The organism is Paenibacillus glycinis (assembly GCF_009909185.1).
Classification (GTDB): Bacteria; Bacillota; Bacilli; order Paenibacillales; family Paenibacillaceae; genus Paenibacillus_Z; species Paenibacillus_Z glycinis.
The window spans coordinates 1-23,808 of sequence record NZ_JAAAMV010000041.1; the positions used below are offsets into that span (position 1 = coordinate 1).

The 23,808-nt window shown below is 49.5% G+C and carries 17 protein-coding genes and 2 pseudogenes; 11 read left to right on the plus strand and 8 right to left on the minus strand.

Going from position 1 to position 23,808, the window contains the following annotated elements; translation table 11 throughout:
• Positions 1-168: 168 nt before the first annotated feature.
• The 4 genes and pseudogenes from GT019_RS31250 (at position 169) to GT019_RS31265 (ending at position 2,440) form a co-directional block, all read left to right on the plus strand.
• On the plus strand, positions 169-651 hold the full coding sequence (locus GT019_RS31250) for a HEAT repeat domain-containing protein (protein WP_161747358.1): 483 nt from the start codon (positions 169-171) through the stop codon (positions 649-651).
• A gap of 66 nt (positions 652-717) precedes the next feature.
• Positions 718-1,230 (plus strand): annotated as a pseudogene (gene sigK, locus GT019_RS31255) (RNA polymerase sporulation sigma factor SigK); the annotation flags it as partial.
• Between the two features lie 449 nt (positions 1,231-1,679).
• Positions 1,680-1,910, plus strand: a complete 231-nt coding sequence (locus tag GT019_RS32775; RefSeq protein WP_407945118.1) for an NIPSNAP family protein — start codon at positions 1,680-1,682, stop codon at positions 1,908-1,910.
• 200 nt (positions 1,911-2,110) lie between these two features.
• The gene (locus GT019_RS31265; RefSeq protein WP_161747360.1) at positions 2,111-2,440 is read left to right on the plus strand and encodes a rhodanese-like domain-containing protein; all 330 of its coding nucleotides are present in this window, start codon (positions 2,111-2,113) and stop codon (positions 2,438-2,440) included.
• A 187-nt stretch (positions 2,441-2,627) separates the two neighbouring features.
• Here GT019_RS31265 and GT019_RS31270 read toward each other — a convergent pair whose 3' ends face one another.
• Entirely contained in the window at positions 2,628-2,987 is a 360-nt protein-coding gene (locus GT019_RS31270) for a winged helix-turn-helix transcriptional regulator (protein WP_161747361.1), read from the minus strand.
• Positions 2,988-3,116: 129 nt separating this feature from the next.
• On the opposite strand from GT019_RS31270, the gene GT019_RS31275 reads away from it, so the two are divergent.
• Complete coding sequence (locus GT019_RS31275; RefSeq protein ID WP_161747362.1) at positions 3,117-3,755, plus strand: FMN-dependent NADH-azoreductase; 639 nt, start codon at positions 3,117-3,119, stop codon at positions 3,753-3,755.
• Between the two features lie 471 nt (positions 3,756-4,226).
• Here the strand turns inward: GT019_RS31275 and GT019_RS32365 are convergent, their stop codons facing one another.
• Positions 4,227-6,791 carry a helix-turn-helix domain-containing protein gene (locus GT019_RS32365; RefSeq protein ID WP_161747363.1) on the minus strand — a complete coding sequence of 855 codons (2,565 nt, stop codon included), beginning with the start codon at positions 6,789-6,791 and terminating at the stop codon, positions 4,227-4,229.
• 445 nt (positions 6,792-7,236) lie between these two features.
• Here GT019_RS32365 and GT019_RS31285 point away from each other — a divergent pair, with 445 nt between their 5' ends.
• Complete coding sequence (locus tag GT019_RS31285) at positions 7,237-10,611, plus strand: S8 family serine peptidase (RefSeq protein ID WP_161747364.1); 3,375 nt, start codon at positions 7,237-7,239, stop codon at positions 10,609-10,611.
• A gap of 47 nt (positions 10,612-10,658) precedes the next feature.
• Complete coding sequence (locus tag GT019_RS32595; RefSeq protein WP_161747365.1) at positions 10,659-14,879, plus strand: S8 family serine peptidase; 4,221 nt, start codon at positions 10,659-10,661, stop codon at positions 14,877-14,879.
• Positions 14,880-15,416: 537 nt separating this feature from the next.
• Here the strand turns inward: GT019_RS32595 and GT019_RS31295 are convergent.
• Positions 15,417-16,771, minus strand: a pseudogene (locus GT019_RS31295) (IS4 family transposase).
• 297 nt (positions 16,772-17,068) lie between these two features.
• Between GT019_RS31295 and GT019_RS31300 the strand changes: the two are divergent.
• Positions 17,069-17,386, plus strand: coding sequence for a hypothetical protein (locus tag GT019_RS31300; RefSeq protein ID WP_161747366.1), 318 nt, complete (start codon positions 17,069-17,071; stop codon positions 17,384-17,386).
• 52 nt (positions 17,387-17,438) lie between these two features.
• On the plus strand, positions 17,439-19,304 hold the full coding sequence (locus GT019_RS31305; protein WP_328804096.1) for a PAS domain S-box protein: 1,866 nt from the start codon (positions 17,439-17,441) through the stop codon (positions 19,302-19,304).
• Positions 19,305-19,481: 177 nt separating this feature from the next.
• Here GT019_RS31305 and GT019_RS31310 read toward each other — a convergent pair whose 3' ends face one another.
• The 5 genes from GT019_RS31310 to GT019_RS31330 are packed head-to-tail and all read right to left on the minus strand — an operon-like array spanning position 19,482 to position 21,795.
• Positions 19,482-19,778, minus strand: a complete 297-nt coding sequence (locus GT019_RS31310; RefSeq protein WP_161747367.1) for a spore coat protein — start codon at positions 19,776-19,778, stop codon at positions 19,482-19,484.
• The gene (locus GT019_RS31315) at positions 19,775-19,990 is read right to left on the minus strand and encodes a hypothetical protein (protein WP_161747368.1); all 216 of its coding nucleotides are present in this window, start codon (positions 19,988-19,990) and stop codon (positions 19,775-19,777) included. The genes GT019_RS31310 and GT019_RS31315 overlap by 4 nt, the downstream gene beginning before the upstream one ends.
• A 31-nt stretch (positions 19,991-20,021) precedes the next feature.
• Positions 20,022-21,158, minus strand: coding sequence for a zinc-dependent alcohol dehydrogenase (locus GT019_RS31320; protein ID WP_161747369.1), 1,137 nt, complete (start codon positions 21,156-21,158; stop codon positions 20,022-20,024).
• Entirely contained in the window at positions 21,155-21,541 is a 387-nt protein-coding gene (locus GT019_RS31325; RefSeq protein WP_161747370.1) for a spore coat protein, read from the minus strand. The genes GT019_RS31320 and GT019_RS31325 overlap by 4 nt, the downstream gene beginning before the upstream one ends.
• An 11-nt stretch (positions 21,542-21,552) precedes the next feature.
• Positions 21,553-21,795 carry a spore gernimation protein GerQ gene (locus GT019_RS31330; protein ID WP_161747371.1) on the minus strand — a complete coding sequence of 81 codons (243 nt, stop codon included), beginning with the start codon at positions 21,793-21,795 and terminating at the stop codon, positions 21,553-21,555.
• 182 nt (positions 21,796-21,977) lie between these two features.
• Between GT019_RS31330 and GT019_RS31335 the strand changes: the two genes are divergently transcribed.
• Together GT019_RS31335 and GT019_RS31340 are read left to right on the plus strand one after the other, a co-directional pair.
• Positions 21,978-22,259 carry a hypothetical protein gene (locus GT019_RS31335; protein WP_161747372.1) on the plus strand — a complete coding sequence of 94 codons (282 nt, stop codon included), beginning with the start codon at positions 21,978-21,980 and terminating at the stop codon, positions 22,257-22,259.
• Positions 22,260-22,575: 316 nt separating this feature from the next.
• Complete coding sequence (locus GT019_RS31340) at positions 22,576-23,661, plus strand: L-dopachrome tautomerase-related protein (RefSeq protein WP_161747373.1); 1,086 nt, start codon at positions 22,576-22,578, stop codon at positions 23,659-23,661.
• The last annotated feature ends 147 nt before the right edge of the window (positions 23,662-23,808 follow it).

The window sequence follows — 23,808 nt, forward strand, 5'->3', positions numbered from 1 at the left end:
TGAAATCCTTCATAGTAACGGCTCCTTTCGAATGTAGCTCTGCATATGGTTTTAAGTAGAATCCACTACACATTGTAACCACATGCAACCTACGTTAAGCGATTGAGGCCGCCTCGTTCATTATGACTAACGGGTACGATAGCGTAACTAGAGGAATAAGGAGGAGTTATGGACCGTATACGTTTAGAACAGGCTCTAAAGAGTAGTGACCTTAAAGAGGCATCTTCAGTACTTTCCGAGGTAAGTCGGTACAAGGATGAAGAGGTAGTCCTCATCCTAATAGATCATTTGAGAAATACAGAAAACACAATCCTCAGAAATGAAATTGCTATTGCCTTAAGCGACATGAGAAATCAACTAGCTTTGGAACCAATTATCGAACTACTTAAGGATCCAAAGACATTGGGTAATAGAGGAACCCTGTTGTTTGCCTTAAGACCATTCGACTTTTCAGCGCATCTAGAGTTATTAGTCGATTTTCTGATTAACGGAAGCTTTGAGGTTCGCCATGAATCTAAACATCTTCTGAAGTTATCGGACTTTCGTATCCCCGAAGATTTAATCATGAAAATCAAAGAAGCCATTGAAGATTTTGAAGATAGAATCGAATTACTTTCAGAGTCTTTAGATGAATTAGTGGATAATAAATAACGTTATCGACCTTCGACGAATTGACTTGCCGATTCAAACACTTCCTGTTTTACATCGGGTTGTGTTCACAATGTCAAAAAATTCGACAATACTGGCGAAGGACTCGAAGACCTGATCTCCATTGGAACAATCGGACTGATCAAGGCGATCGAGAGCTTCCAGACGGGAAAAGGTACGAAGCTCGCGACGTTCGCGGCGCGCTGCATCGAGAACGAAATTCTGATGCATCTCCGGTCGTTCAAGAAAACCCGTAAGGACGTGTCTCTGCACGATCCGATCGGAACGGACAAAGAAGGCAACGAAATTACGCTCATCGACATCCTTGGGACGGAAGCCGACGAGGTCGCGGATCGGGTTCAATTGAAAATTGAAAAAAGTAAAATATATAAAAATCTCGATATCCTGGATGAACGCGAAAAGGAAGTCGTGGTCGGTCGGTTTGGCCTCATCACTGGTGGGGAAGAGCGGACGCAACGTGAGATCGCGAAAGAGTTAGGTATTTCGCGTTCGTATGTGTCGCGTATCGAGAAGCGGGCGCTCATGAAACTATATCATGAGTTTTATAAAGTGAAAAAATAAAATACGATTGTTGTTGTTCCAAGGTGCAATAATTTTTGAGGTTGAATTGGGATTACGCAGACCACAGGAGACACGTGATAAGCACGTGTCTCTTTTTTTCTGAGGATGTAATGTAGAACACCATATTCACGCTTTGGGTAAAATTGCCCTCGGTCCGATGATAAGACTTTTGTCGCCTCCGGAATTCAGTGTTATCGGAGCAGCGATCTGGAAGCTTACAGCTGTAGCGGACTTTTTTTGTTGTTGATTAGTAGAATAGATCTTTTTATTTGGACATTTTGAATGGTACATCACTGAATCACCTATTGAATGAAGCGTTACATATTGACCTGCTCCTAAAAGCTGTCTTCGCCACTGCAGCCTAGCTGCTATGGATGCGTAGTCTTGTCCCCGTAATCCCAATTGTGAATTGACACCCATTGTTTCTTGAAACCATTTTCTACGGTCATGTGGTCTCCGCTCAGGATACAGTCAGCATTTTTGCAAAGCATAACATTAAGATGAAACATTTCTGGGTAGATGAGGATGCATCAAAAGAGAAGCTGTTTTACGTGCTCGAGCATCCAGATATGGCTTCGCGCGAACGAAACTTTCAAGCTTTCTTGGATGAGCCAAAGTGGCAGGAGTTGAGGGAAAGAACGAAGCAGATGTTCAGTGAAAATAAAGTATTAGACCGATAAATAAAGTACTAGACTGCGAAAATAAAGTTGTAGACTGAGAAAATAAAGGACTAGACTCCCATCGACGCGCTGAACGAACGGACAGTGTGGTAAAATTAGTAAACAGTTTATTGATAGGAGGATTACATTAGTGGATGGTTTGAAGATTCCTTGATGCAATGGCGAATGAAACAAAAAATTATTATTGAATGGGGATGCGTATGGAAAGTTTAATAAAACCTAATTCGTTATTTGATAAATTGAAGGAAGGACAATCTTCGAAGGTTATTGATGTGCGTTCTCCGGAAGAATTCGAGCAAGGACATATTCCAGGTGCACAAAACATTCCAATCGACCAATTAAGCGACCGGATTTCAGAAATTCCAATAGAACAACCTATCATAACTTATTGCAACATGAACCATCCTGGACACTCGAGGGGTGAAAAAGCACAGCAATTGCTATCAGAAAAAGGCTTTAAAGTGAAGGCGATTGACGGTGGATTTAATGAATGGAACCGCCTAAAACTACCTATTGAAACGGAAAAATAAAAAATAATGTATGTTGCTTAGCCTTTTTAATTCGAATTATTCGTTACGCAAAAAGAGAACAATAGTTGAAAGAATAGTTCGAATTTATGGATCTTATTAATGTTCTGGCAAGTCGCGGTCCCGGACATGTACTTTAGTTATATTGTGATTCGGAGCAAAAAGAAACGGACTAGCGTAATGTGGACCGCTAGTCCGTTTCTTTTTGCTCATTTTTCTCCTTTTTGAGCTGCTTTCGCACAACATGGGCCACTCCCCATTGATGTAAGGTTTCCAAAATCGGAGACAAGCTCATGCCGTATTCCGTGATGGAGTACTCTACTTTCGGCGGGATTTGCGGATAAATGACTCGTTTAACGATCTCTTCCTCTTCCAATTCGCGCAGATGGAGCGTAAGCATCCTTTGAGTGATATCGGGCAGCAACCTTCTTAGCTCATTGAACCGCAAAGGTTTACCTTGAAGCAAATGATAAAGGATAATCGGCTTCCATTTACCGACAATCGAATCTAGCGCCACAACGAATTGACAATGGACAGGGTTCTTTTGCATACGTAAGGCCTCCGTTACAGTACCTTTTTTAATACTATACCACTTTTTTGTGCGTACTTAAAATATGTAAGTATATATAATATGATTATCCTGAAAGTATAACTGATTACAGAAGGGAAGTTTTGATTTATGGCAACCGTATTGTACATCACCGCACATCCTCTTGATCCTCAATCATCGTATAGCCTCGCGGTAGGCAAAGAGTTTATCGAAGCGTACCGCGAGGCAAATCCGGGAGATGAGGTTGTACATTTGGATCTCTATAAAGAGAATATTCCGCAATTTGATGCTGATGTTTTAAGAGGTTGGGAAAAGCTTCGGACGGGTTTATCTTTCGATCAACTGACTGATGCTGAGAAGTCAAAAGTTGCTCGACTTGAGGCAACTGTTGATCAATTCGTGGCTGCTGATAAGTACGTATATGTTTCCCCAATGTGGAATTTTTCGATCCCGCCGGTTTTGAAAGCATACACTGATGCGACTTCAATTCCAGGTAAGACTTTTAGATATACCGAAAGCGGCCCTGAAGGTCTATTGACCGGTAAGAAAGTCTTACACATTCAAGCTAGTGGTTCTGTTTATTCGGAAGGTCCTTTAGCTCCACTAGAAATGGGATACAGCTATCTGAATAGGGTTTTACAGTTCTATGGGATTAAATCTATCGAGGCAATTTGGGTTGAAGGAACGGCATTAAAATCACAAGAGCAAGCTCAAGCTATTAAAGAAAAAGCAATTGCACATGCTAAGAAAGTTGCTAAATATTTCTAATAGGGGACCGTTCTCGCACCGGATCCATGAGAGTAAATTAGCCGAAAGTAAAGTAATATTCGAAGCTGTTTCCGATTACTTTGAGGGGAGTCCGTCCCCATTATCCACAGAAAATCAAGTCGCTTATATTTCCCAAATAATAAAAAGCCTGTTGAAGTATTTCAATAGGCTCTTTATTAAGTTATCTGGGAACGTTAGTTCAATAAAACAGCAGCAGTCTAAGACTTTATTTTCTCCAGACAGCAGAACGGTGCGCTGCATGTGAGCAGCGAGGTGTATATATGAAGAACGCGGAGTTTTTCCAGACCGCGTAAGCAATTTACGTCAAATATGAGAAAATCTTAAATGACTCTGCAGCTGGACACTTTTGATTATAGGGAGAATAAAGACCGCGCCTTAAGTGGTCTTTATTTGTCTGCCAAGAGCTACTGATGCCGAAGGATGCAGCCTCGCCAGCGTGTCGTAAAAGGGTTAAGCCTCCAGGGAGAACGCAACGATTTGCGACCGGCTCATTGTCTGACCCGTCTCCCACGCAACCGAGAAGCGTTCGTCGCCTAGCTCCGCGCGGATCGCCGCCAGCGTTTTCTCGTAATCCTCTCGATACTGCGCCCTGACGGGGGTTCCCAATAATTGGCGGTACTTCTCGTCCGCCCCCAGCAGTATCACCGCGGACGCGTACACCTGCTGGGCATACAAGGCTTCGGCCAACCCCGCCAGTGCCCCGAACAAATCCCAATTCCCTTTGTAGCTTCGGCTTGCCGAGATGCTCTTCTTAAAAAAGCGAACGGCCTGTTCATAGTTCCCCAATCGGAGGGATGTGTAACCCAAATTGCGATAGGGTCCGGCCAGTTCCCATCGGATATTGGTTTTTTCGAACAGCTCTACACTTTCCTCGAACAAGCGGAGGGCGCGGTCGTACTTGCCAAGCGCAAGCATGACGTTGCCGTATCCGCTCAAGGAACTGGCCAGATTCCAATCATCCCCATGCGCGCGAGCAAGAAGCTCGCTTTCTTCCGCCAGCGCGAAGGCCTCGTGTTTATCGCCTTTGCTTAGGTGAATCAGGGTGAGCAGGCGCAGCGTCGTGGAGAGCGTTAACCGGTCGTTCAGCCTTCGGGCGATCGCCACGCATGCCAATGCCGAAGCATGAGCCTCTTCGTAGTGTCCTTGCACGGTTAGAAGGATGCCATGGCCATAAAGGGCCATCGCGCTTGCTTCAGAATCCTCGTATTGTCCCATGGGCGGAAGCACCCTTGCAATCCAGACTAAGCCTTCGTTCCAGATGCCCTCGCGCAGCCAGAACAAATAGATGCGGCTTGCGATTCGAAGCCCAATATTTCGCCACTCGGGGTGTTGGTGCGACCACTGGAGCGCAGTGCTTAAATTGGCATACTCCGCTTTGACCTCTGCAAGCCATTCGTCCTGTTCCCGGCTCTTGAATTTCATATCCGAGTCTTCTAAAAACTTATCGTAGTATTCCGCGTGGGCCTGTTGAATCCAATCTAATTCCTCGCTCGGCCTCTCAGGGCTTCCGGACATGTGCGCCAGCCCATACTGTTTGATGGTGACCAGCATATCGTACCTGACCCGTCCGCCCACAGACGAGCGATCCATGTAGACCAGCGATTTGTTCACCAGGCTAGCCATTAAATCTAGGACCTCTGCTTTAGCGATCGAAGCGGTCTCGGCTTGCGCAGGCCCGGGGCAGACGCAGACGTTCTCAATGGATTCCAGGGTGAACCCTCCATTGAACACGCATAAGCGCCGAAGCAGCAGCCGTTCCTTCTGAGTCAACAGCATGTAGCTCCAATCGATCGTGGCTTTAAGCGTTTGCTGGCGAGGCATCGCTGTTCGTTTGCCGAATGTGAGGAAGCCCATCAAGTCCGATAAGCGGTCGATGATCTGTTCCGGCGTTAGCACGTTCATGCGGGCTGCGGCCAGTTCGACGGCCAGCGGGATGCCCTGCAGAGACTGGCAAATCAGGGCAATCTCAACGGAATTTCGTTCCGTTACCTGGAATTCAGGCGCGATGGCTTTCGTCCGTTCGACGAACAGCTGGACCGCTTCGTATTGCATTATGGCTTCGAAGGATAGCTCGTGCAGCGACGCCTCTGATGAAGGAACGCTAAGAGGCGCGACGGAATACGTATATTCGCCGGGCGAATTCAAAGACTCTTGGCTCGTCGCCAAAATAGCGAGGGAGGGAGCCGCGGATAACAGCGCTTCGGCGATCGTGGCGCAGGCATGAATCAGATGCTCGCAGTTATCGAAGAGAAACAGCGCCTTTTTACCCTTCATCTCGTGCACCACATAATCGAGGGATGATCGTCCCTGTTGCCGGTTCGTTAAGCCCAACGTCGACAAAATATACTCAGCCACGAGCAAAGGGTCCGTAACCGATGCGAACTCGAACAGCCAGATTCCATCCGGGTAGGCGTCCGCCATGGAGGAGGCCGCATGAAGCGCCATGGACGTTTTGCCGCTCCCGCCGGGTCCGGTCAACGTGACGAGCGGCGAATGCCGCAGCATTTCCAGGATGCGCAGCAGCCCTTCCTTACGCCCGACGAAGCCGGAGCGCAGGGCGGGCAGGTTCCCGCGGGAGAGGAAGCCATCGGATTCGGCGTCCCTTAACCTCCCCTTTGATGGGGGATGAGCTAGCAAGGCTCTGGCGTCCTCGCCATTCGCAGATGCCCGTTCGGCATAGATTTGATCGAACCAATGCTCGTCGAAGCCGGGGAAGACTCGGTTCTGTCCGGGCTTCAATTTCTTTACGGAATCCCACAGCTGCATCGCCTCCTGCCGTTCGGCCCCGCTTAGCAGGACGCCCTCGTCCAGAAAGACTTTAATGAGTCGCTGCAAATTTTGCGGACTCGGTATCCGCTCGCCGTTCTCCCACTGCTGAATCGTTCTGGCATTCACGCCGACCATGCGGGCCAAGTCAATCTGGCGGATTTTCTTATTTGAATGAGAAACAGGTCTCGAGCGCAGTCTTCGTATGATTTCTTCCGGCCACTCTAGCTGATTCAACTTGTTCGGCACTGTTTCTCGCTCCAATCTATTCAAGCTTCTATCTTGTTCCTAAATCGATAAACACGAACAAACACGTACATACGTACATTCCTGAAGGTGTTTTGCGGTTGCTATAATGCTTACAAGTTCAAAGTTTACACGGATTTAATAACTACTTGCAGGAGCGAAGGGAGAATCGACAAAGCTTACCGGAACTGTCTTTTCATATAGGAAAAGAGATGCCGTTTTATCGTGCTCATTGCGATCTTATATCTCTATTATCATACAAAAAAGGCTGTTTCGGCACAATGAAATGCCCGGTTTCGCCGATTCTCACCATCTTAATTTTGGACTTTCTTCCTACCTGTGTAATTTAACGTCGCATTCTATGCGATTGGAGGGAAATGCCGCCTCTTTCTTTTTGTTCTCTTTTCTAAGTAATGACATCCATATCCGGTCCAAAGGAGCGACAACATTGAAAAGCAAATTGAAAAAAACGTCTTTAGCCGTTGCGGCTTCGCTATTGCTGGCATCCGGCGTCGCGAAGCCGACATTCGCCGAAGCAATGGCGACCGATCCACAGCAATCGCAAGTCGACCAGGGAGCAGCCCCGATCACGGCGCCATTTGCCGCAGACCATGTCATCGTGAAATTTAAAGCAGGCGCGCATGCCGCTTCGGCTTTATCTGCTGAAATGGTGGTACAAGACCATCCGCTCCCCGGTACGGGCGCGCATGTGATGACCGTCCAAACGGGTACGGACATCCCCGCGCTCGTCGACGCCTTGAAGCAGGATCCTAACGTGCTCTACGCGGAGCCGGATTATCAAATCGTACTGCCTGCCAAGCCGGTAGACAGCGGCAATTCGCCGCAACCGCAAGCCGTTGACTCGTTACCTGCGGCCGGGATCACTGCAGCGTCGGAGGGCAAAGAACAGCAGGCGGGCGCCGATAATGTGCCCGCAAGTCCCGATAACTCGCCGGCCAGCAGCGAGGTGCCGGACAGGATTCCGAGCGATCCGTGGTTCCGTGATCAGTGGGCATTGTCCAATATCGGCCAACCCATCTTGGAATACTTTCCTTCAGGAACGCCGGGCATCGATATTGAGGCGCTCAACGCTTGGAAGATTACCCAAGGCAGCGACGACGCGGTCATCGCCATCTTGAATTCCGGCGTCGACACCAATCTGCGGGATTTGGCGGGCAATGTCTGGACGAATCCCGACGAAATCCCGGATAACGGCATCGACGACGACGGCGACGGCTATACGGACGATCTGCACGGATGGGATTTCGCGCACGGCGACAATTCGCTGCTCGATGTGACCGACCATGGCATCGATCGATTGGGTACGAACATGGCGAGCGTCATCGCGGGCAAGCTGGACAACGGCATCGGCGGCGCCGGCATCGCGCCGAACGTCAAAGTCATGCCCCTTAAGATCGTTGCTCCGGATCTTGGCTCCGCGTCCACGCTGATCGACGCGATTCACTACGCGAAGGACAAAGGCGTGAAGCTGGCCGTTTTCGGCGTCAGCCTGAACGGCTACAGCCAAGCGCTTAAGGATGCGATGGCGGACTCAGGTATCTTGTTCGTCGTGCCGGCGGGCAACGATGGCACGAACATCGATCTGCCGTTCGCGAACGTCTATCCGGCCCAGTACCACCTGAACAACATGGTTACGGTCGCAGCCATCGACAACAACGGAATGCTTCCGTGGTATTCGAACTATGGCAAGGACACAGTCGACGTCGTAGCTCCGGGCGAGAACATCGTCGTTGCCGACCCGGAAGTGCAGTTCGGCTACTCCGCGGAAATGGACAACGGATATTCGAAAGCGATCTTGAACGGTTTCGGCTTCGAACAGTTAAAGGAGGACGAGGATACCGGCTGCGGCTTCCTGTGCTTTAAGACTTCATCCGCAGAGCCAGAGTTGCAGGACGTTACCGAGCGTCAGGATGCGTTTAATCGCACGATGAGCTACTTGGGGTCCGGACCCGCGAGCAAAGTGCTCCTCGTTCAAGACGATTTTTACGGCAATACCGGCAACACGACCAAAACCGATCAAGATCTGGCGACCTATAAGAAGCTGCTTGAACAATTCGGTTATCAACAGGATGCGGAGACCGGGCCTTCTTATCACGTCCGGGCGCTGGCGTCCGATGCGGACGGCCCGTCCCTCGAGGAGATGCAGGCATATGACATCGTCGTCTGGTTCTCGGGAACGGATTGGCTGGACGATCCCGCTTATAAGGTCATAACCGACAATGACCAAGTGAATTTGACGGCTTACCTAGGCGATTCTTCCCGTCCCAGACGCTTGCTGCTTGCGGGAACCAACATTACGAGCAATATCAACGAATCCGAATTCATGCGCAATACGCTGCATATGTACGTCATCGGCGAAGGTGTTCTCGGGGATGCCGTTGGCGTCAGCGGGACGGCTTACGACGGCGTAACGTACAAAATGCCGGATAACAGTCTGGCTAGCGTGGATGAACTGGTATCGCTTGATCCGTCGACAGCGACGGTAGACTTGGAGATTCCGTTCAATGCGGATATTACTTCGGGCTCCGAGATGGCAGCAGGCTATACCGCGGGCGTAGCCGCGCTCGTGCTCAGTCGGAATCCGTCCATGGACGCGCAGGCAATCAAGGAACGCATTATAAATAGCGGCACGTCTTCATCTTCCTTGCAGGGTCTGATCAAGTCGGGCAAAATGATCAACGCCTATCGCGCGATGTCGGACGACGAGATTCCCGGCACGCCATTTCCCGGCACGCTCGTTAACGATTCCCTCGATGCGTCAGGGGACGCGCATGACGTCTTCGCCATCGACGTCCATGCGGGAGAGAAGCTATCAGTCGGCCTTACGGGCGGGAAAGAGACCGATTTCGACCTGCGCTTGTTCAAACCGGAAGCGACGACCGTTCAGGGCGAAGCGAATCTTGCGGCCGTCTCCGAAACGAGGGCGACTTCGGACGAATCGATTATTTACGCCATCGCGCAATCCGGCACATATTATATCGACGTTCCCGCGATTGCCGGCGCAGGGAGCTACGCGCTGCATATCGACCGGGGCAACGGTCCCGGTGAATATGAAGACGCCAGCGGCGCAATCGTGTTTGACGGCGCGTGGACGACCGTGACGCAAGCGGAGCTTTCGGGCGGAACCGCGAAACAGCTGGCTGCGGAAGGAAGTGCTGAATTCGGCTTCACGGGCAATCGCATCGAATGGCGCGGCACAACCGGGCCGGATCAAGGTATTGCCAACGTCTATGTAGACGATGTCTTGGTCGCTTCTCCATCGTTGTACAGCGCAGCTCCGTCGCCTCGTCAATCTGTCATTTTGAATCAACCGGTCCTGGATGGCCATCACGTGCTGCGGATCGAATGGACAGGCGATAAAGATGAGAAAGCGCAAGGCAGCGCGATCAATCTCGATACGATCGTCGTGACGAACGTCGTGCAGGAGAACGACCCTGTCGTGAAGTTCCGCGGACCGTGGTTTACCAGTTACTCGGTCAATCATTTCGGCGGCATGGCGAAGTACGCGAACGGGACGAATAACGAGGTTGAAGTGACCTTTACGGGATCGCGATTCATGCTGCTCTTCACCAAGTCTCCGAACCGGGGCAAAGTGAACGTCTATATCGACGGAAGCCCGGTGCCCGCAACCGCGGAGCCGATCGATTTATACAGCAAGACAACGGAATACCGGGTGCCGGTCAGCTTCCCCAATGCTATGACCTTGGGTGAACATACGATCCGGATCGAGAACAGCGGGAGCAAGAACGAGCTTTCCTCCGGGACGTCCATGTCGTTCGACGCGCTTGTCGTGACGCAATGATCGGATCAAGTCAGCAAGATATTCGTTTAGCAAAGGGGAAACGGAACTTGAATAGGATCTTAATGAAAAAAACGGTCGCGTTGTTGACGGCCTCGGCTTTGTTCGGCAGCATGCTGGAGCAAGGGGTCTACGCTGCGGCGGACGGGACGGCGAACGGGGGACCGATCCAACCGGGCACGCTCCATTCCTTGATCGCGTCGGCCAACGTGATCAATGCTGCCAACATCAGCGCTATGGGGCCGTCAGGAAATGGGGAGCCTGTCGTGTCTTCGGCTATCGATACCAAATCGGCTGCCAAAATCAACGTTATCGTGCAGCTGAGCAGACAGCCTCTGGCTGTCGGACAGTACGCGGCCAAACACGGCGCAAGCTCGCTTGCAGCTGAATCCACGAGCGAACGAGTGCAAGAGGAACAAAGCTCATTCCTGAGTGCGGCCAAGAAGAAAGGCATCCCGCTGACGGTTAACTACCAATACGATACGGTGTTCAACGGCATGGAAGTGACGGTGACCGCCAAGCAGATCCCGGAGCTAGCCAAGCTCGCCGGCGTCCGCGCCATTCACGAGAACTACTTGTATTACCCGCTCGCGGATGAGAAGGCCGGCCCGCAAGCGGCGACGCCGATTACCCCTCCGGACGGCATGGTGCCGCTGAAGCAGATGGGCGTAGACCAAGCCTGGGCCCAGCATATCACGGGGAAGGGAATGAAGGTCGGCGTGCTGGATACCGGCATCGATTACGATCACCCGGATCTGAAAGGCGCATTCAAAGGCGGTTACGATTCCTTCTATCAAGACGAGGATCCGTATGAAGAAGAACCGTCGGGCCTTAACCATGGCAAAGGCTCTTTCCATGGCACTCACGTGGCCGGCACGATCGCGGGAAGACCGGAGAATCCGGATTCTGCCGTTCGGCAGACCGGCGTCGCTTACGATGCCGATCTCTATTCTTATAAAGTACTGGGCGGCGCCTCAAGCACGGGCGATGCTTATGGCACGTCCGCCAGCATCATTGACGGCATCGAGCATGCGGTCAAGGATGGCATGGACGTCATCAATATGTCGCTCGGCAGCGCGATGGAGAAGGATCCCGACTCGCCCGATTCGATCGCCGTCAACAACGCGGTTCTGAATGGCGTCGTTGTCGTCATTGCCAACGGCAATGAAGGAAGCTCCGGACCTTATTATTATTCAATGGGTTCTCCGGCCAATGCGCAGCTCGCTCTCTCGGTGGCGGCGGCGACAAGCGACGGCATCCGTGTTGCGGCGCATGCCGCCAGCGCGATTGCCGGCTCCTCGGTACCGAACGCGGATCATGCCTTGGCAATCATGAGCTGGGAGACGAGCAAGGCGGACTTCGCTTCGATCCTGGGGACGGCTCCTCTTAGCGCAATCTATGTCGGACTCGGAGAAGAAGCCGACTACGGCAAGCTTGACGTTTCGGGCAAACTCGTCTTCATCTCGCGCGGCCGCAGTACATTCGAGGATAAAATCCTGCTGGCGAAGGCGCACGGGGCGAAAGCGGCCGTCATCTTCAACGGTAACATTACCGATTCTGGCGTACCGGATCTCTCGGCAAATATCGACCAACGGAACGGGCCGATCGGAGACGTAGCCTTCCTCGGGGACAGCTACGAGTACCTGCCGGCCTTCGACATGGCCGGATCCGAAGGACGCGCGCTCGCCCGTGAACTAAAGAACCACCCGGGCGAGTCTTTGACCTTCAAGTTCGACGCCAATTTCGCTCAATCGATCATCCCAGGCGACCATATCGCGGACTTCAGCTCGCGCGGTCCGAACGCGGACGGCAATTACAGCATCAAGCCGGACGTCAGTGCGCCGGGCGTGAACATTTTATCGACGTATCCGGCTTTCCAGCAGGTCTATCCGGATAACGATTACAGCAAGGCATATCGCAGGCTCAGCGGAACGAGCATGGCTTCCCCGCATGTCGCCGGCCTCGCACTCCTTCTGCTGCAAGCCCATCCGGCGTGGACGCCGACAGACGTTCGCGCCGCGCTGGCGAACACGGCGGACGAGCTCAAGAACGAGACGGGCACGCTATACGACGTCTATTCCCAAGGGGCGGGCCGAGTTAACGTGGTGAACGCGCTGAAGACCCCCGCACTCTTGAAGTCGCTCGATAAAATATTGATCTATGATAAGGATATGAAGCCGAATCTCATCGATAGCGAGGCCAGCAGCGTAAGCTTCGGCGCCTTGGAAGCGGGAGCGAAGCTGGACAAGCCGCTCGAGTTGGAGAATACGTCGGGTCAGTCGCTAACGTACCAAGCATCGGTGCGTATGCATTCGGCTGTCACGTCGGATCCGGCGAAACCGATCGCCACGCCTGACGTCGACGATATCGCGATGACGCTCGGCGGCGCGGGCGGCAGCCCGGTCACGAGCGTAGCCGTAGGTCCGAACGCCAAGACGGATCTGACATTGACCGCGGACGTGCTCCCGGGGGCGAAGAACGGCGTGTACGAGGGAGAGGTCGTGCTGACAAGCGCAGACCTTCCGACGCTGCATCTTCCGTTCGTCGTTCACGTCGGCAAGGACTCCGACGTGAACGAATTCGGTCTGAAGGACGTCTCATTGACCAGCAAGCAAATCGGCGAAGGATTGACGACCGAGCTTTCCGCCACGCTGAACAGCAATCATATGAATTACATCGATCTCGAACTGCTCGACATGAAAGGAAACTACATCGGCACGATGGGCGATTATTACGATTATAACGAAGCTGCTCAAGGCTACAACGATCTGCCTGCGGGCAGGTTCGCCTTCGAGGATCTGGATGGTAGCTATTACAACGGCGAGATCGACCGCAACGGCGAATTCGTGGTTCATCGGGTGCCGGACGGCATGTACAAGCTGAATATCAATGCGCTCCACTTCCTGGAATCGCATCAATATGACGAGATCTTATCGACGGTGAATACCGTGTATGTCAAATTCGACGGCACGCCTGACCCGGGCGAACCGCCGATCGTTATCGTCCCTGGACCGGGATCCGGTTCGGCTGACGTGCCGGCCGAGCCGACCAAGGTAGGCGAACTGCCAGCCTCGGTCGTGGATGAAGACCAGACCGCTTTCGTAGTCAAGGCGGACGTGAAGAGGCAAGGAGATACCGCGAGCGCGAGCGTTACCGACGCCGATCTGCAAAAGGCGCTGGTCGCGGCTAAGCAGAAACAGACCGCCTTCGTCGTGGACGCTTCGACTTCGGGCACGAAAGGCGCGGAATTCAAGCTGACGGCTTCGCAGGTCGATCTGCTCAAGGGAGCGGCTGCCGGAGGCTCCGTTGTGCTGGCTTGGAACGACTCCTCCGTCGCTTTCCCGTTGTCGGCGCTCAGCCAAGCGCCTGTCGGTGCGGAATTGGCCATCACCGTCAAGCAAGATGAGGGCAGCAAGGCGATATTCACCAAGGCCTATTCGGATGCGACGGTGCTCGGTACGCCTTATGCATTCGAGGCTTCTTACTTAGTAAACGGCGTCGCGACGCCAGTCGAGCTGACGGCAATGCAGACATTCAAACGGTCGTTCCTGCTGGAGAAAGGCATCGACGCAAGCTCCGCCGGGGTTCTCTATGCGGAAGACGATGAAGCGTATGCCGTGCCTGCGCGAACCTCGACCGCGGCAAACGGGCAAACGATCGTCACGATAGCTCGTCCGGGCTACTCGACGTATGCGGTGGCGAAGCACTCATCGACGTTCAAAGACATTGGCTCTTCTTGGGCCAAGACGCAGATTCAAAGTTTGGTGAACCGGTTCATTCTGAGCGGCACGTCGTCAACGACGTTCTCGCCGAAGGCAATCACGACGAGAGCGCAATTTACTGCCATGCTAGTTCGAGCGCTGGGACTGCAAAAGCATAGCGCGCTTTCGACCTTCAGCGACGTATCCGATAAGGACTGGTACGCGCAGGACGTCGCCGCGGGCTATGAAGCGGGTCTCGTGACGGGTTCGAACGGCAAATTCAACCCGAACGCTCCGCTAAGCCGTCAAGACATGACCGTGCTGCTCTACAAAGCGATGAAGTTAACCGGTCTGTCGAAATCTGTCGGTACGGGCGGCAATCCGTACGCAGACAATGCGACAATCTCCGCCTACGCGCAAGAAAGCGTACAGGCGGTAACGGATGCGGGCTTGATGAACGGCGTTGAGTTGAAAGGGCAATTCTTCTTCCAGCCGACAGGAGGCACGACCCGCGAAGCAGCAGCGAAAGTACTGTACGCGTTCCTGCTAGCAGCCAACCTCACGAATTGAATGCAAGCCCAATGAACAACGCCTATTGTACTGCCTTTTATTCCGGATTGGCAAAGGACCTCAGCTTCCACTATAACGTGGAAGCTGAGGTCCTCTTTGTGTTAAAGTCCAAATCTAAACGGGGCTCGATAACGTATAGATAGTGGCGGGGCTAGCTTTGCCGTAGCTCCCTTTCTGGTGAAGTAACGGGCAGGACTACGAGGTTACCTCACGAATATCAAAGGTATTACGAATTTACGAAGTTCGTAAACAATTGCGTTATCTATAGAAGCCCAAAGTCGATAAAATGAGAAAGGCAGAAAATCTATGAAATTCAAAAGAACGCAATCATCAATAATACTCTTGATTGGAATTATTATTTTTATTATTTTTGGGTTTCAATATTTGAGCTTTACTTCATCTGTAGTTGTTCTGATGCTATTACTCACATTTTTAACATATCTATTTTCAACTTTTTTTAGCATTTCTGATGGGATGCTTATCAAGTATTCTTTATATTTATATCTAAAAGATAATTCAAAGATACAAATTGATAACTCAACTTTCGCAGCTTAAATTACCAAACAAACCCTTGATGTACAAGGGCAAATCGGCTATCCATTGCTGCAGTTGACACAGTATCGTTTGTTTGCCTCTCTTGTTCGTTGCTCCAGCCAACGTTAAGAAAAACGTCATCAGTTGTTGGAGAGCGGTTTGGTAATCCAGATCGCGAACTTCATCCACATACAAGTAAAATAGCCCGCCAAGTGTGCGTGGATCTCCGGTTTGCCGTCGCTCGTATTCCATCGCCAAATAGCGGCTAAACACGATGGTCGTATGGCTAATCAACATATCAAAAGAACGGCCTTGAAACTCAGTTCCTAGTTTCAAATAGCTTTTGGTTACTTTAAAGAACGTCTCAATGCTCCATCGCATGCCATAAATGCGCACACAATTTCATTCGGTTCTAATGTAAGATCCGTGCTGAGAATGGCCAGCCATTCGCGGCGTTTGTTCCGGTTTTGGACAAAGACAAGTTTAATCGGCATGCCGCAGGAAGACTGGACAATGACCGCATTCCAAATGGTAGTTTGCTTGTTCTTTGGCAGGATGCTGTAAAGTTCACTCAGCGTCAGACGCTTTCCTTCATACACGTAGCGTTGCTTCATTTCTTTGACAATGCCGATCACGGCAAGTCCTTCGGCCACGAGGCCTCGAATGAGCGGCATCTGAGTAAACCAGCTGTCCATCAGTACGTAATCCGCACGGAAGCCAGCCCGCAGCGCCCGTCGAATCAAGCCAAGGGCGGCGTCTGGCTTTTGTGTAAGCGCCTCGACGCGCCGTTTGTAGCCATGACAACGCTTCGTGATCGTTGTCGTCATCTCGGTTAGACGGTTCATAAACTTAGCTGATGAGAGCATAACAAAGTCGATCGGAGCAAAGCTGAATCCGTCAGACCATCCAAGCGTTAACAGAGTGTAACCTTTGGTAAAGCGGCCTGTTGAATGGTCGAACACTCTAGCAAGCAACTCTGCTTTCTTACTACGATTGCGCTGAAGCGTGGAGTCATCGATGATGAACACTTTTACGCGCTTAGCTGACGTAAGCGAGGTAAACTGCCGAACCACCGTTAGACTAAGTGAATGAAGAAAAGCACGCCACGCAAAATGAGGATGATTCAAAAAACGGTAAACGACATCTTTGCCTGGCAAGGAGTCGACGCGGTTGCTTTCTAGCAGTCGGAACCAATTCTTCCCCTCAAAAACAAGCGAGAAAAGTAACTGAAAGACAGCGAGCGCAGAGAGACCAAAAGACTTGTGAATCCCAGCTGCCCGAAGCAGTTTACCGATTTTCAAGGAAGTGAAAACGAACGAAAAACGAGACTGGTCAGACAGGGAACGATGGTGTACCATAGGTTTACACACCTTTCTTAGTTTTCATGGTTGCTAGTCACTCCCATGATACCAAACGAAGAAGGTGTTTTTTTGTCTAGAGACGGAAGAAAGTGTGATTTTCCATTACAACTGCAAGGGATTCAAGCTAATTTGTAGCTGCGAAAGTTGAGTTGATAATTATTATAGGCACAGCGGAAAGAGCTTAGGTAGATACTTATCAAAGCGCTTTAATATCAAATTAAAAGAAGTAGAGAAAATCAAACATAATAAACAACCAGACGTGCTGCCGGCAGGGTTGCTCCATGACGTTAACTGTTGGATACTTCGCAGAATTACCGCAAGCAGCTTAACAAGGGCACTTCCAACGAAAAAGCATGGACCCCAAATAATGCGCTTCAGCCGTTAATTGATGAGGTGACGAAGGAAATCAGCGATGAAATTCAGGCGAAGCTCAGCCCGAAGTTTCTTACGGCCGAGGAAAAAGAGAACGTGAAGAAAAAGGCCGCGATGGAAGCGCAGTGCGTCTTCGCTATCCCGCTTAATGAGGAGCAAGAGAAGGAGCAGGGCATTGGCACCTTTAATATGCAAGCCGCTTTCGTATTGCTCGGCATTGACAAAACGGCTTTCGCCTAAGAAGTTCATCCAGGCAAATTGTTCGTGGATATTGCAAAGGATCATGGTGTATGTGAACATTCACATTGAAAGGAGCCATGCGATTTTAGGAAGCAACCTTGATCAAAATTCTTTTAATGGGTTGGTGTTCAAGCACGCTTCCTTTGGCATCGCACTGTTGGCTCCTGATGGCTTAATTCTAGCCGGTAACCCTGCGTTTGAGCGGATATTTGGGTATACAATGGAAGAACTTGATGGCAAGAGATTCGGATGTTTTACGCACCCAGATGATACTGTCCGGAACATAGATGAACTAAAAAATCTTATGGGCGTTGAAGCGGAAGCTCACCTGGAAAAGCGCTATATTAGAAAAGACGGCGTAGTAATTTGGGGGCTTCTGTCGATTCAGTTATTTCGTGACGAAGAGGGGCAACCTCTTTATTACATTGTACAAATCATCGATATTTCCAAACAGAAAGAATCCGAACGTCGTCTTCAGGAAACAGTAGAACGGTATACATCGTTGAAGAAATACAACCATGACGCCGTTATTTCATTCGATTTACAAGGAAGAGTGATCAATGCAAACGCTGTAGGCGAGAAACTGACGGGCTACAGCGTCGAGAGAGAACTAATCGGCATGGAGCTTTCTAATCTCATTGGACAAACCCACGTGGATCATATTTTGACAGACGCACTTCATGACAATACGGTGGAACAAGGCATAGATAAAATTATCAACAAGAACGGTGATTCCGTTGAAGTGCTCGCGAGCATTGCACCGATCTTTGTAAACGGGCAGAACATTGGCTTCTACCTCATCTGCAAGGATATTTCCGAACAGAAACAACTGGTGCTTGCCAAGGAGACGGCAGAAGCCACTAACAAAGCCAAAAGTGAATTCCTGGCTATGATGAGCCATGAAATCCGAACGCCGATGAACGGTGTAATCGGCATGACTGATCTCTTGCTTGATGCGGATCTTAACGATGAACATAAAGAGTATGTAAAAATTATTCACAAAAGTGGTCAAGCGCTTTTAGCCATTATTAATGACATTCTTGACCTTTCGAAAATCGAGGCGGGAAAGACGGATCTCCAAGAAGATACTTTCGATCTGCGAATGAGCATAAAAGATAGTTTTTCTGTTGTTTCTCCGAAGGCAGAGAAAAAGGGGCTCGAACTGTCCTATTCGATCCATCACGATGTGCCCGATTATATTTTCGGTGACGCCGATCGCCTGAAACAAGTGTTACTGAATTTGATTAGCAATGCGGTTAAATTTACGCCGAGGGGCAAGATATCGGTTGTCGTTAAGAGAGTAGCGGGGCCGCAACCGCTTCTTGGATTTACGATTAAGGATACGGGTATTGGGATTCCGCCATCGCGGCTTGAAGAAATCTTCGAGCCCTTCACTCAAATCGACCGCTCCAATTCTAGCGAACACGAAGGGACAGGTTTGGGTCTTTCCATAAGCAGGAGAATCGTGGAATTGATGGGAGGTGCAATCCATGCCGAAAGCGACGGCATAAACGGATCATCTTTTCACTTCACCATTCAGCTGAAAGAAAATATGACATGCGAATTCAAATCCCCCCAACTATTAAATCAATACATTATGGGCCAAGCGAATATTTTGATTGCAGAGGATAATGCAATCAACACGTTTGTACTTCAGAAAATGCTGGAGAAAATGGGACACAGGGTTACAGTGGCCGTAAACGGAAAAGAAGCGATTGAAGCAGCGCTTAAAGATACCTATGATTTGATTTTTATGGATATCCACATGCCAATCATCAATGGGTTGGATGCAACTCGGGCTATTAAAGAAAAACTAGCTCCAGAGAAGTGTCCGCGTATCGTAGCGGTGACTGCAAATGCGATTAAAGGCGATCGTGAAAAATTGCTTGGCGGTAGGCATGGACGCTTACATAAGTAAGCCTATAAATCGAGAAGCCATTGAGAAGCTTTTGATTAACCCCGATCTAATTTAGAACCCAGATCATTCAGCAATCTAGTAGTTACAAATGGCTGGTTTTAGGCTATCTTTAATGATCCGCTAAATCCAAAACGCGCCATTTGTGGTTTAGCGCGTTTTGGGAGACGGAGTATGGTGTCAGGAGGGAATGTTCATAGCGGTCTGAATGTTTTTCAGATCGATTTGAATTTGCTCTGAAATATGGTAGGGATGGTATAGGCCTCTCTGCATCATATAGCTTGTTATCTTATCAAGGGAGTCTATGGCTTCGTCGAGCTGTTTCATTAACATTTGCTTGATTTCGGGGGTGGCACATTCGGTTACGGCCATGGCGTAATTTCTGACACCGCTCTTGGCGTTCATCAAAAAATCCATCGCGATCACGTCGTCGGTCAGCGTATGAAGCCCTGTCATGTGTTCGATTATCGTGTTCATGTTTTATCTCCTGTAAGGGTCGCTTTAGACAGCACGCCAGCGAGCTCCTGAAGCTGCTGCTGTGATACATGCACGTCTTGCTGCAAAATTTGTATGAGCTCGGGGTCTGTCACCAGAGCTTGCATGGTTTTGGATTTGGTCATGCAAACGGTCTTGAACGCAGCTATTTCATGAACCTCCAGCATCTCATGCAAGGCGTAATCGGAATTCATTCGGATTGTCCTCCCATTTCTCTATCCCTATTCAAGGCTTTAAGACGACTTTGATGCAATTATCCGTTTTCGTATCGAACGCTTCATAGCCGCTCTTGGCCTCGCTGAGCGGAATCACGTGCGTAACAATGTCTCCAGGGTCCACCTTGCCCGACGTAACCAATTCGTACATATACGGCATGTAGTGAATGACCGGAGCTTGGCCGGAACGGATATTCACGTTGCGCTGCATGATATCGCCGAGCGGGAATCCGTTATAGCGTCCACCGTAAACGCCGGTGACTTGGATTGTGCCGCCTTTGCGGACAGCCTGAGAAGCAATGATAAATGCGCTCATGGTGCCGCCTTGCAGCTTCAAACCGCTGGCTAAAAACTCGAGATCGCTCATCTTGCCGTCCATTCCTACCGCATCGATCACGACATCGGCGCCGCCTTTGGTCATTTCCTTGAGATTGTTGCCGATATTCTTATCCTGCTCGAAGTTTACGATTTCCACATGGTTGGTTCGCTTCGCATGCTGTAGGCGATAATCGACATAATCGACGGCAATGACACGCTTTGCTCCTTTCAGCCAGCAGAACTTCTGAGCGAGAAGTCCGACCGGACCGCATCCGAGCACGATGACCGTATCTCCATTCTTGATACCTGCGTTATCTACGCTCCAGAAAGCCGTCGTCATTGCATCCGCAATTAAACTCAGCTTTTCATCCGGTTGTTCGCAGTTTTCGGGAATCTTGAAGTGGGTAAAATTCGCGAACGGAACTCGTAAATACTCGGCTTGCCCGCCTGGGTATCCGCCGGTCGTTCCGGAATAGCCAAAATAGGCGCCCATATCCCCGTGTTCGTTTGAATTGTCGCATTGGCTTTCCAGCTGATTTTTGCAAAAAAAGCATTCGCCGCATGCGATGTTGAACGGGATGATCACGCGGTCGCCTTTCTTTACCTTTGTCACGCCGGGGCCGACTTCTTCTACGATCCCCATCGGTTCGTGGCCAATGACATAATTCTCCTGAAGGTTAGGGATCATCCCGTGAATCAGGTGCAGGTCAGAACCGCAAATGGCGGTACTGGTGATCTTTACGATCATATCGTCCGGTTTAACGATCTTTGGGTCCGGCACCTCTTTGACCACGACATTTTTAATCCCCTGATACGTTACCGCCTTCATGCTTGATGTCCTCCAATATGTTCATCTGGCGTTCGATCAAACATCCCTTTGCGCGACGTATCACCCGGGAACAAATTCATATGTCCGATCATTACCGTATTATTCGCCGATAGCTGGTCGAGTTGGTACTGTTCGTTTAGCTCGTAGGGATGGAACCATTTCTTGCGAATCATGAGGTCCGTGATTTCTTGGTGCATTGCAATCCCCTGCTTAAGATGATTGCGCAGCAGCGCTCTTACATCCGGAGAAGCCGTTTCCGTCAGGGCGACGGACAAATTTCTCACGCCCTCCTTGGCACGAAGAAGGAAGTCCGTTGCAAACGTCATATCCGCCATTTCCGGCATATTCAATGCATTGATCGGATCTAAATAATCAGTATTCATTTGCGTTCCCCTTAATGTGTGATAGGTGTGGGGCTAGTCGGAACCGGCGCTTGGAAAGGAGCTCTTGCGTAGATCGCTTGCAGTTCAGCAATCTGTTGGGTGGATTGGACCACGTCTTTCTGCATTAATGCTTTTAGCTCTTGGTCAAAGACCAAGCCTTGCATGAGTTTTGACTTAGCGAGGCAAAGTGTTTTAAAGTTTAACGTTTCATGCAGTTCCAACGATTCGTGCGGCGCTAGCGCTGGCGTATTCATTAAAAAATTTCCACCCCCTTTTTCATCAATGTCATTAGATTCCTCCGGCGCATCGAATCTTATACTGCGGGAGCGGATACTACCATGTAGTCGCAGGAATTGCAGGAATATAAACAAAAGCTCAACCACATACTTATTTTTGTTTAAATTAATGACAATAGCTCAAGGGAGGAGGACTCGCTTTGCCCAATGAAGACAAAATTGATTTAGCTACTGAAAATGCAAGAGAACCGGCAGAAGGTACACTTAACTCGAGCGGCAATGCGTTGGAGCAGCATGCATCTAATTCGGTTTCTGAGACACAAACCGCTTTAAATAAGGCGATAAGCTCGATAAGTGAATATACTGCAGTAAAAAATTCACAGGCTTTGGAGACGGCTCGGCAGCAATTGACCCAAGCAGAGGAATTTTTAGATCAAGCGCAAACCTCAGCAAACGCATTACGTCTGCCGGACCAACAATAAAACGGTCTTGGCGCTGATAGGCTTTGCAAAAATTCTTTGCGATACAAGTATGATTTCTGAACTTACGCCAATGCTCTCCGCAAGGGCAATTGACCAGCGGGACATTCGTAGGAACAACAAAAGGGACAACCTCAGAAGGCTTCGGTTTGTGCCGAAGCTTTTTGTTTTGCGAGTATTGAACATTTCAATACTTAAATCCAACAAATAAATGAAGCTGCGTTTCGGCTATAAAAAATTAACCGCCAGTCATTAGAAAAATTTTTACACATAATATATAGGTAATATCCAGTATGTCGGGGAGGATATCAAAGACCCTATGTTACCTATTGAAAAATATTTCGGTAAGATAGAACTCGTTTATACATTTCATGGGCCTATGCCTACAGGCGTTAGCGTATCAGAAAACGGACGTATCTTCATTTGCTTTCCGAAATGGGGAGATGACGTTAAATTTACGGTAGCGGAAATTGTCGAGGGCCAATTGCAGCCTTATCCTAATTTAGAAACGAATTTGATAACCCCTTTGAATATTACTAAGTCCTTCATCAGTGTCCAAAGTGTCATTGCTGACGGAAGAGGAACCCTGTGGGTATTGGATACGGCGGCACCCAATTTTTCAGAGCCAATTAAAGGAGGGGCAAAATTAGTAGCCGTAGATTTAAAAACCAATACAATAAGAAAAGTATATTCGTTTGATGAAGATGTTGTCTTGCCAACGACGTATCTGAATGACGTCCGCTTTGATTTTCGTGTTGGTACATCAGGTTATGCTTATATCACGGATTCTTCTTCAAAAGGTCCAGGCGCTATTATAGTCGTGAATTTAGAAAATGGAAATGCGTTTAGACGGTTAAACGGAGCAAATTCAACTTCTCCCGATCCGTATTTTTTACCGAAGGTGGAAGGTGAAATTTTGATGAACCGAAACACAGATGGTTTGACGTCTCCCTTTCGGACTGCCTCTGATGGTCTAGCGATTTCTCCTGACGGTAAAATGTTATTTTTTTGTCCACTAACCAGTCGTCATCTATACTCGATCTCGGCAGAAGCCCTAAGAGACAGAACGATACCGGATATCAAATTAAGTTATGATGTGAAGTATTGGGGAGAAAAAGGTGCGTCCGATGGAATGATAACCGATGCAAAAGGAAACGTTTACGCTGGAGACTATGAAAACGATAGTATTCGAAAGATATGGCCGAATGGAATAATGGAAACCATCGCACATGATCCGAGAATCTTATGGCCGGATACTTTTTCTATTGGTCCGGATCACCACTTATATGTTATTGTGAACCAACTACATCGGCAGGCAAGATTTCATTATGGAAAAGACTTACGACAAAAGCCTTATAGTTTGCTTCGTATTAAAATTGATGAATTGCCTGCTCCTACATTTTGATATTCATTTACGAAAGTTGATTCTACAAACGGAGAACTATAGTTGAATAAAGACGCAACGGCAGCCGACGATGATATGCTCCCCATACGGTAGACAGGTGAAATAATAAAAGCCTGCTACTGTGAGGGGAGCTTTTTCATGTCTAGA

Excerpts from the sequence above, each read along its gene's own strand:
- GT019_RS31250 (WP_161747358.1), top strand. The coding sequence starts at position 169 with ATGGACCGTATACGTTTAGAACAGGCTCTAAAGAGTAGTGACCTTAAA.
- GT019_RS31265 (WP_161747360.1), top strand. The coding sequence starts at position 2,111 with ATGGAAAGTTTAATAAAACCTAATTCGTTATTTGATAAATTGAAGGAA.
- GT019_RS31270 (WP_161747361.1), bottom strand. The coding sequence starts at position 2,987 with ATGCAAAAGAACCCTGTCCATTGTCAATTCGTTGTGGCGCTAGATTCG.
- GT019_RS31275 (WP_161747362.1), top strand. The coding sequence starts at position 3,117 with ATGGCAACCGTATTGTACATCACCGCACATCCTCTTGATCCTCAATCA.
- GT019_RS31310 (WP_161747367.1), bottom strand. The coding sequence starts at position 19,778 with ATGAACACGATAATCGAACACATGACAGGGCTTCATACGCTGACCGAC.
- GT019_RS31315 (WP_161747368.1), bottom strand. The coding sequence starts at position 19,990 with ATGAATTCCGATTACGCCTTGCATGAGATGCTGGAGGTTCATGAAATA.
- GT019_RS31320 (WP_161747369.1), bottom strand. The coding sequence starts at position 21,158 with ATGAAGGCGGTAACGTATCAGGGGATTAAAAATGTCGTGGTCAAAGAG.
- GT019_RS31325 (WP_161747370.1), bottom strand. The coding sequence starts at position 21,541 with ATGAATACTGATTATTTAGATCCGATCAATGCATTGAATATGCCGGAA.
- GT019_RS31330 (WP_161747371.1), bottom strand. The coding sequence starts at position 21,795 with ATGAATACGCCAGCGCTAGCGCCGCACGAATCGTTGGAACTGCATGAA.
- GT019_RS31340 (WP_161747373.1), top strand. The coding sequence starts at position 22,576 with ATGTTACCTATTGAAAAATATTTCGGTAAGATAGAACTCGTTTATACA.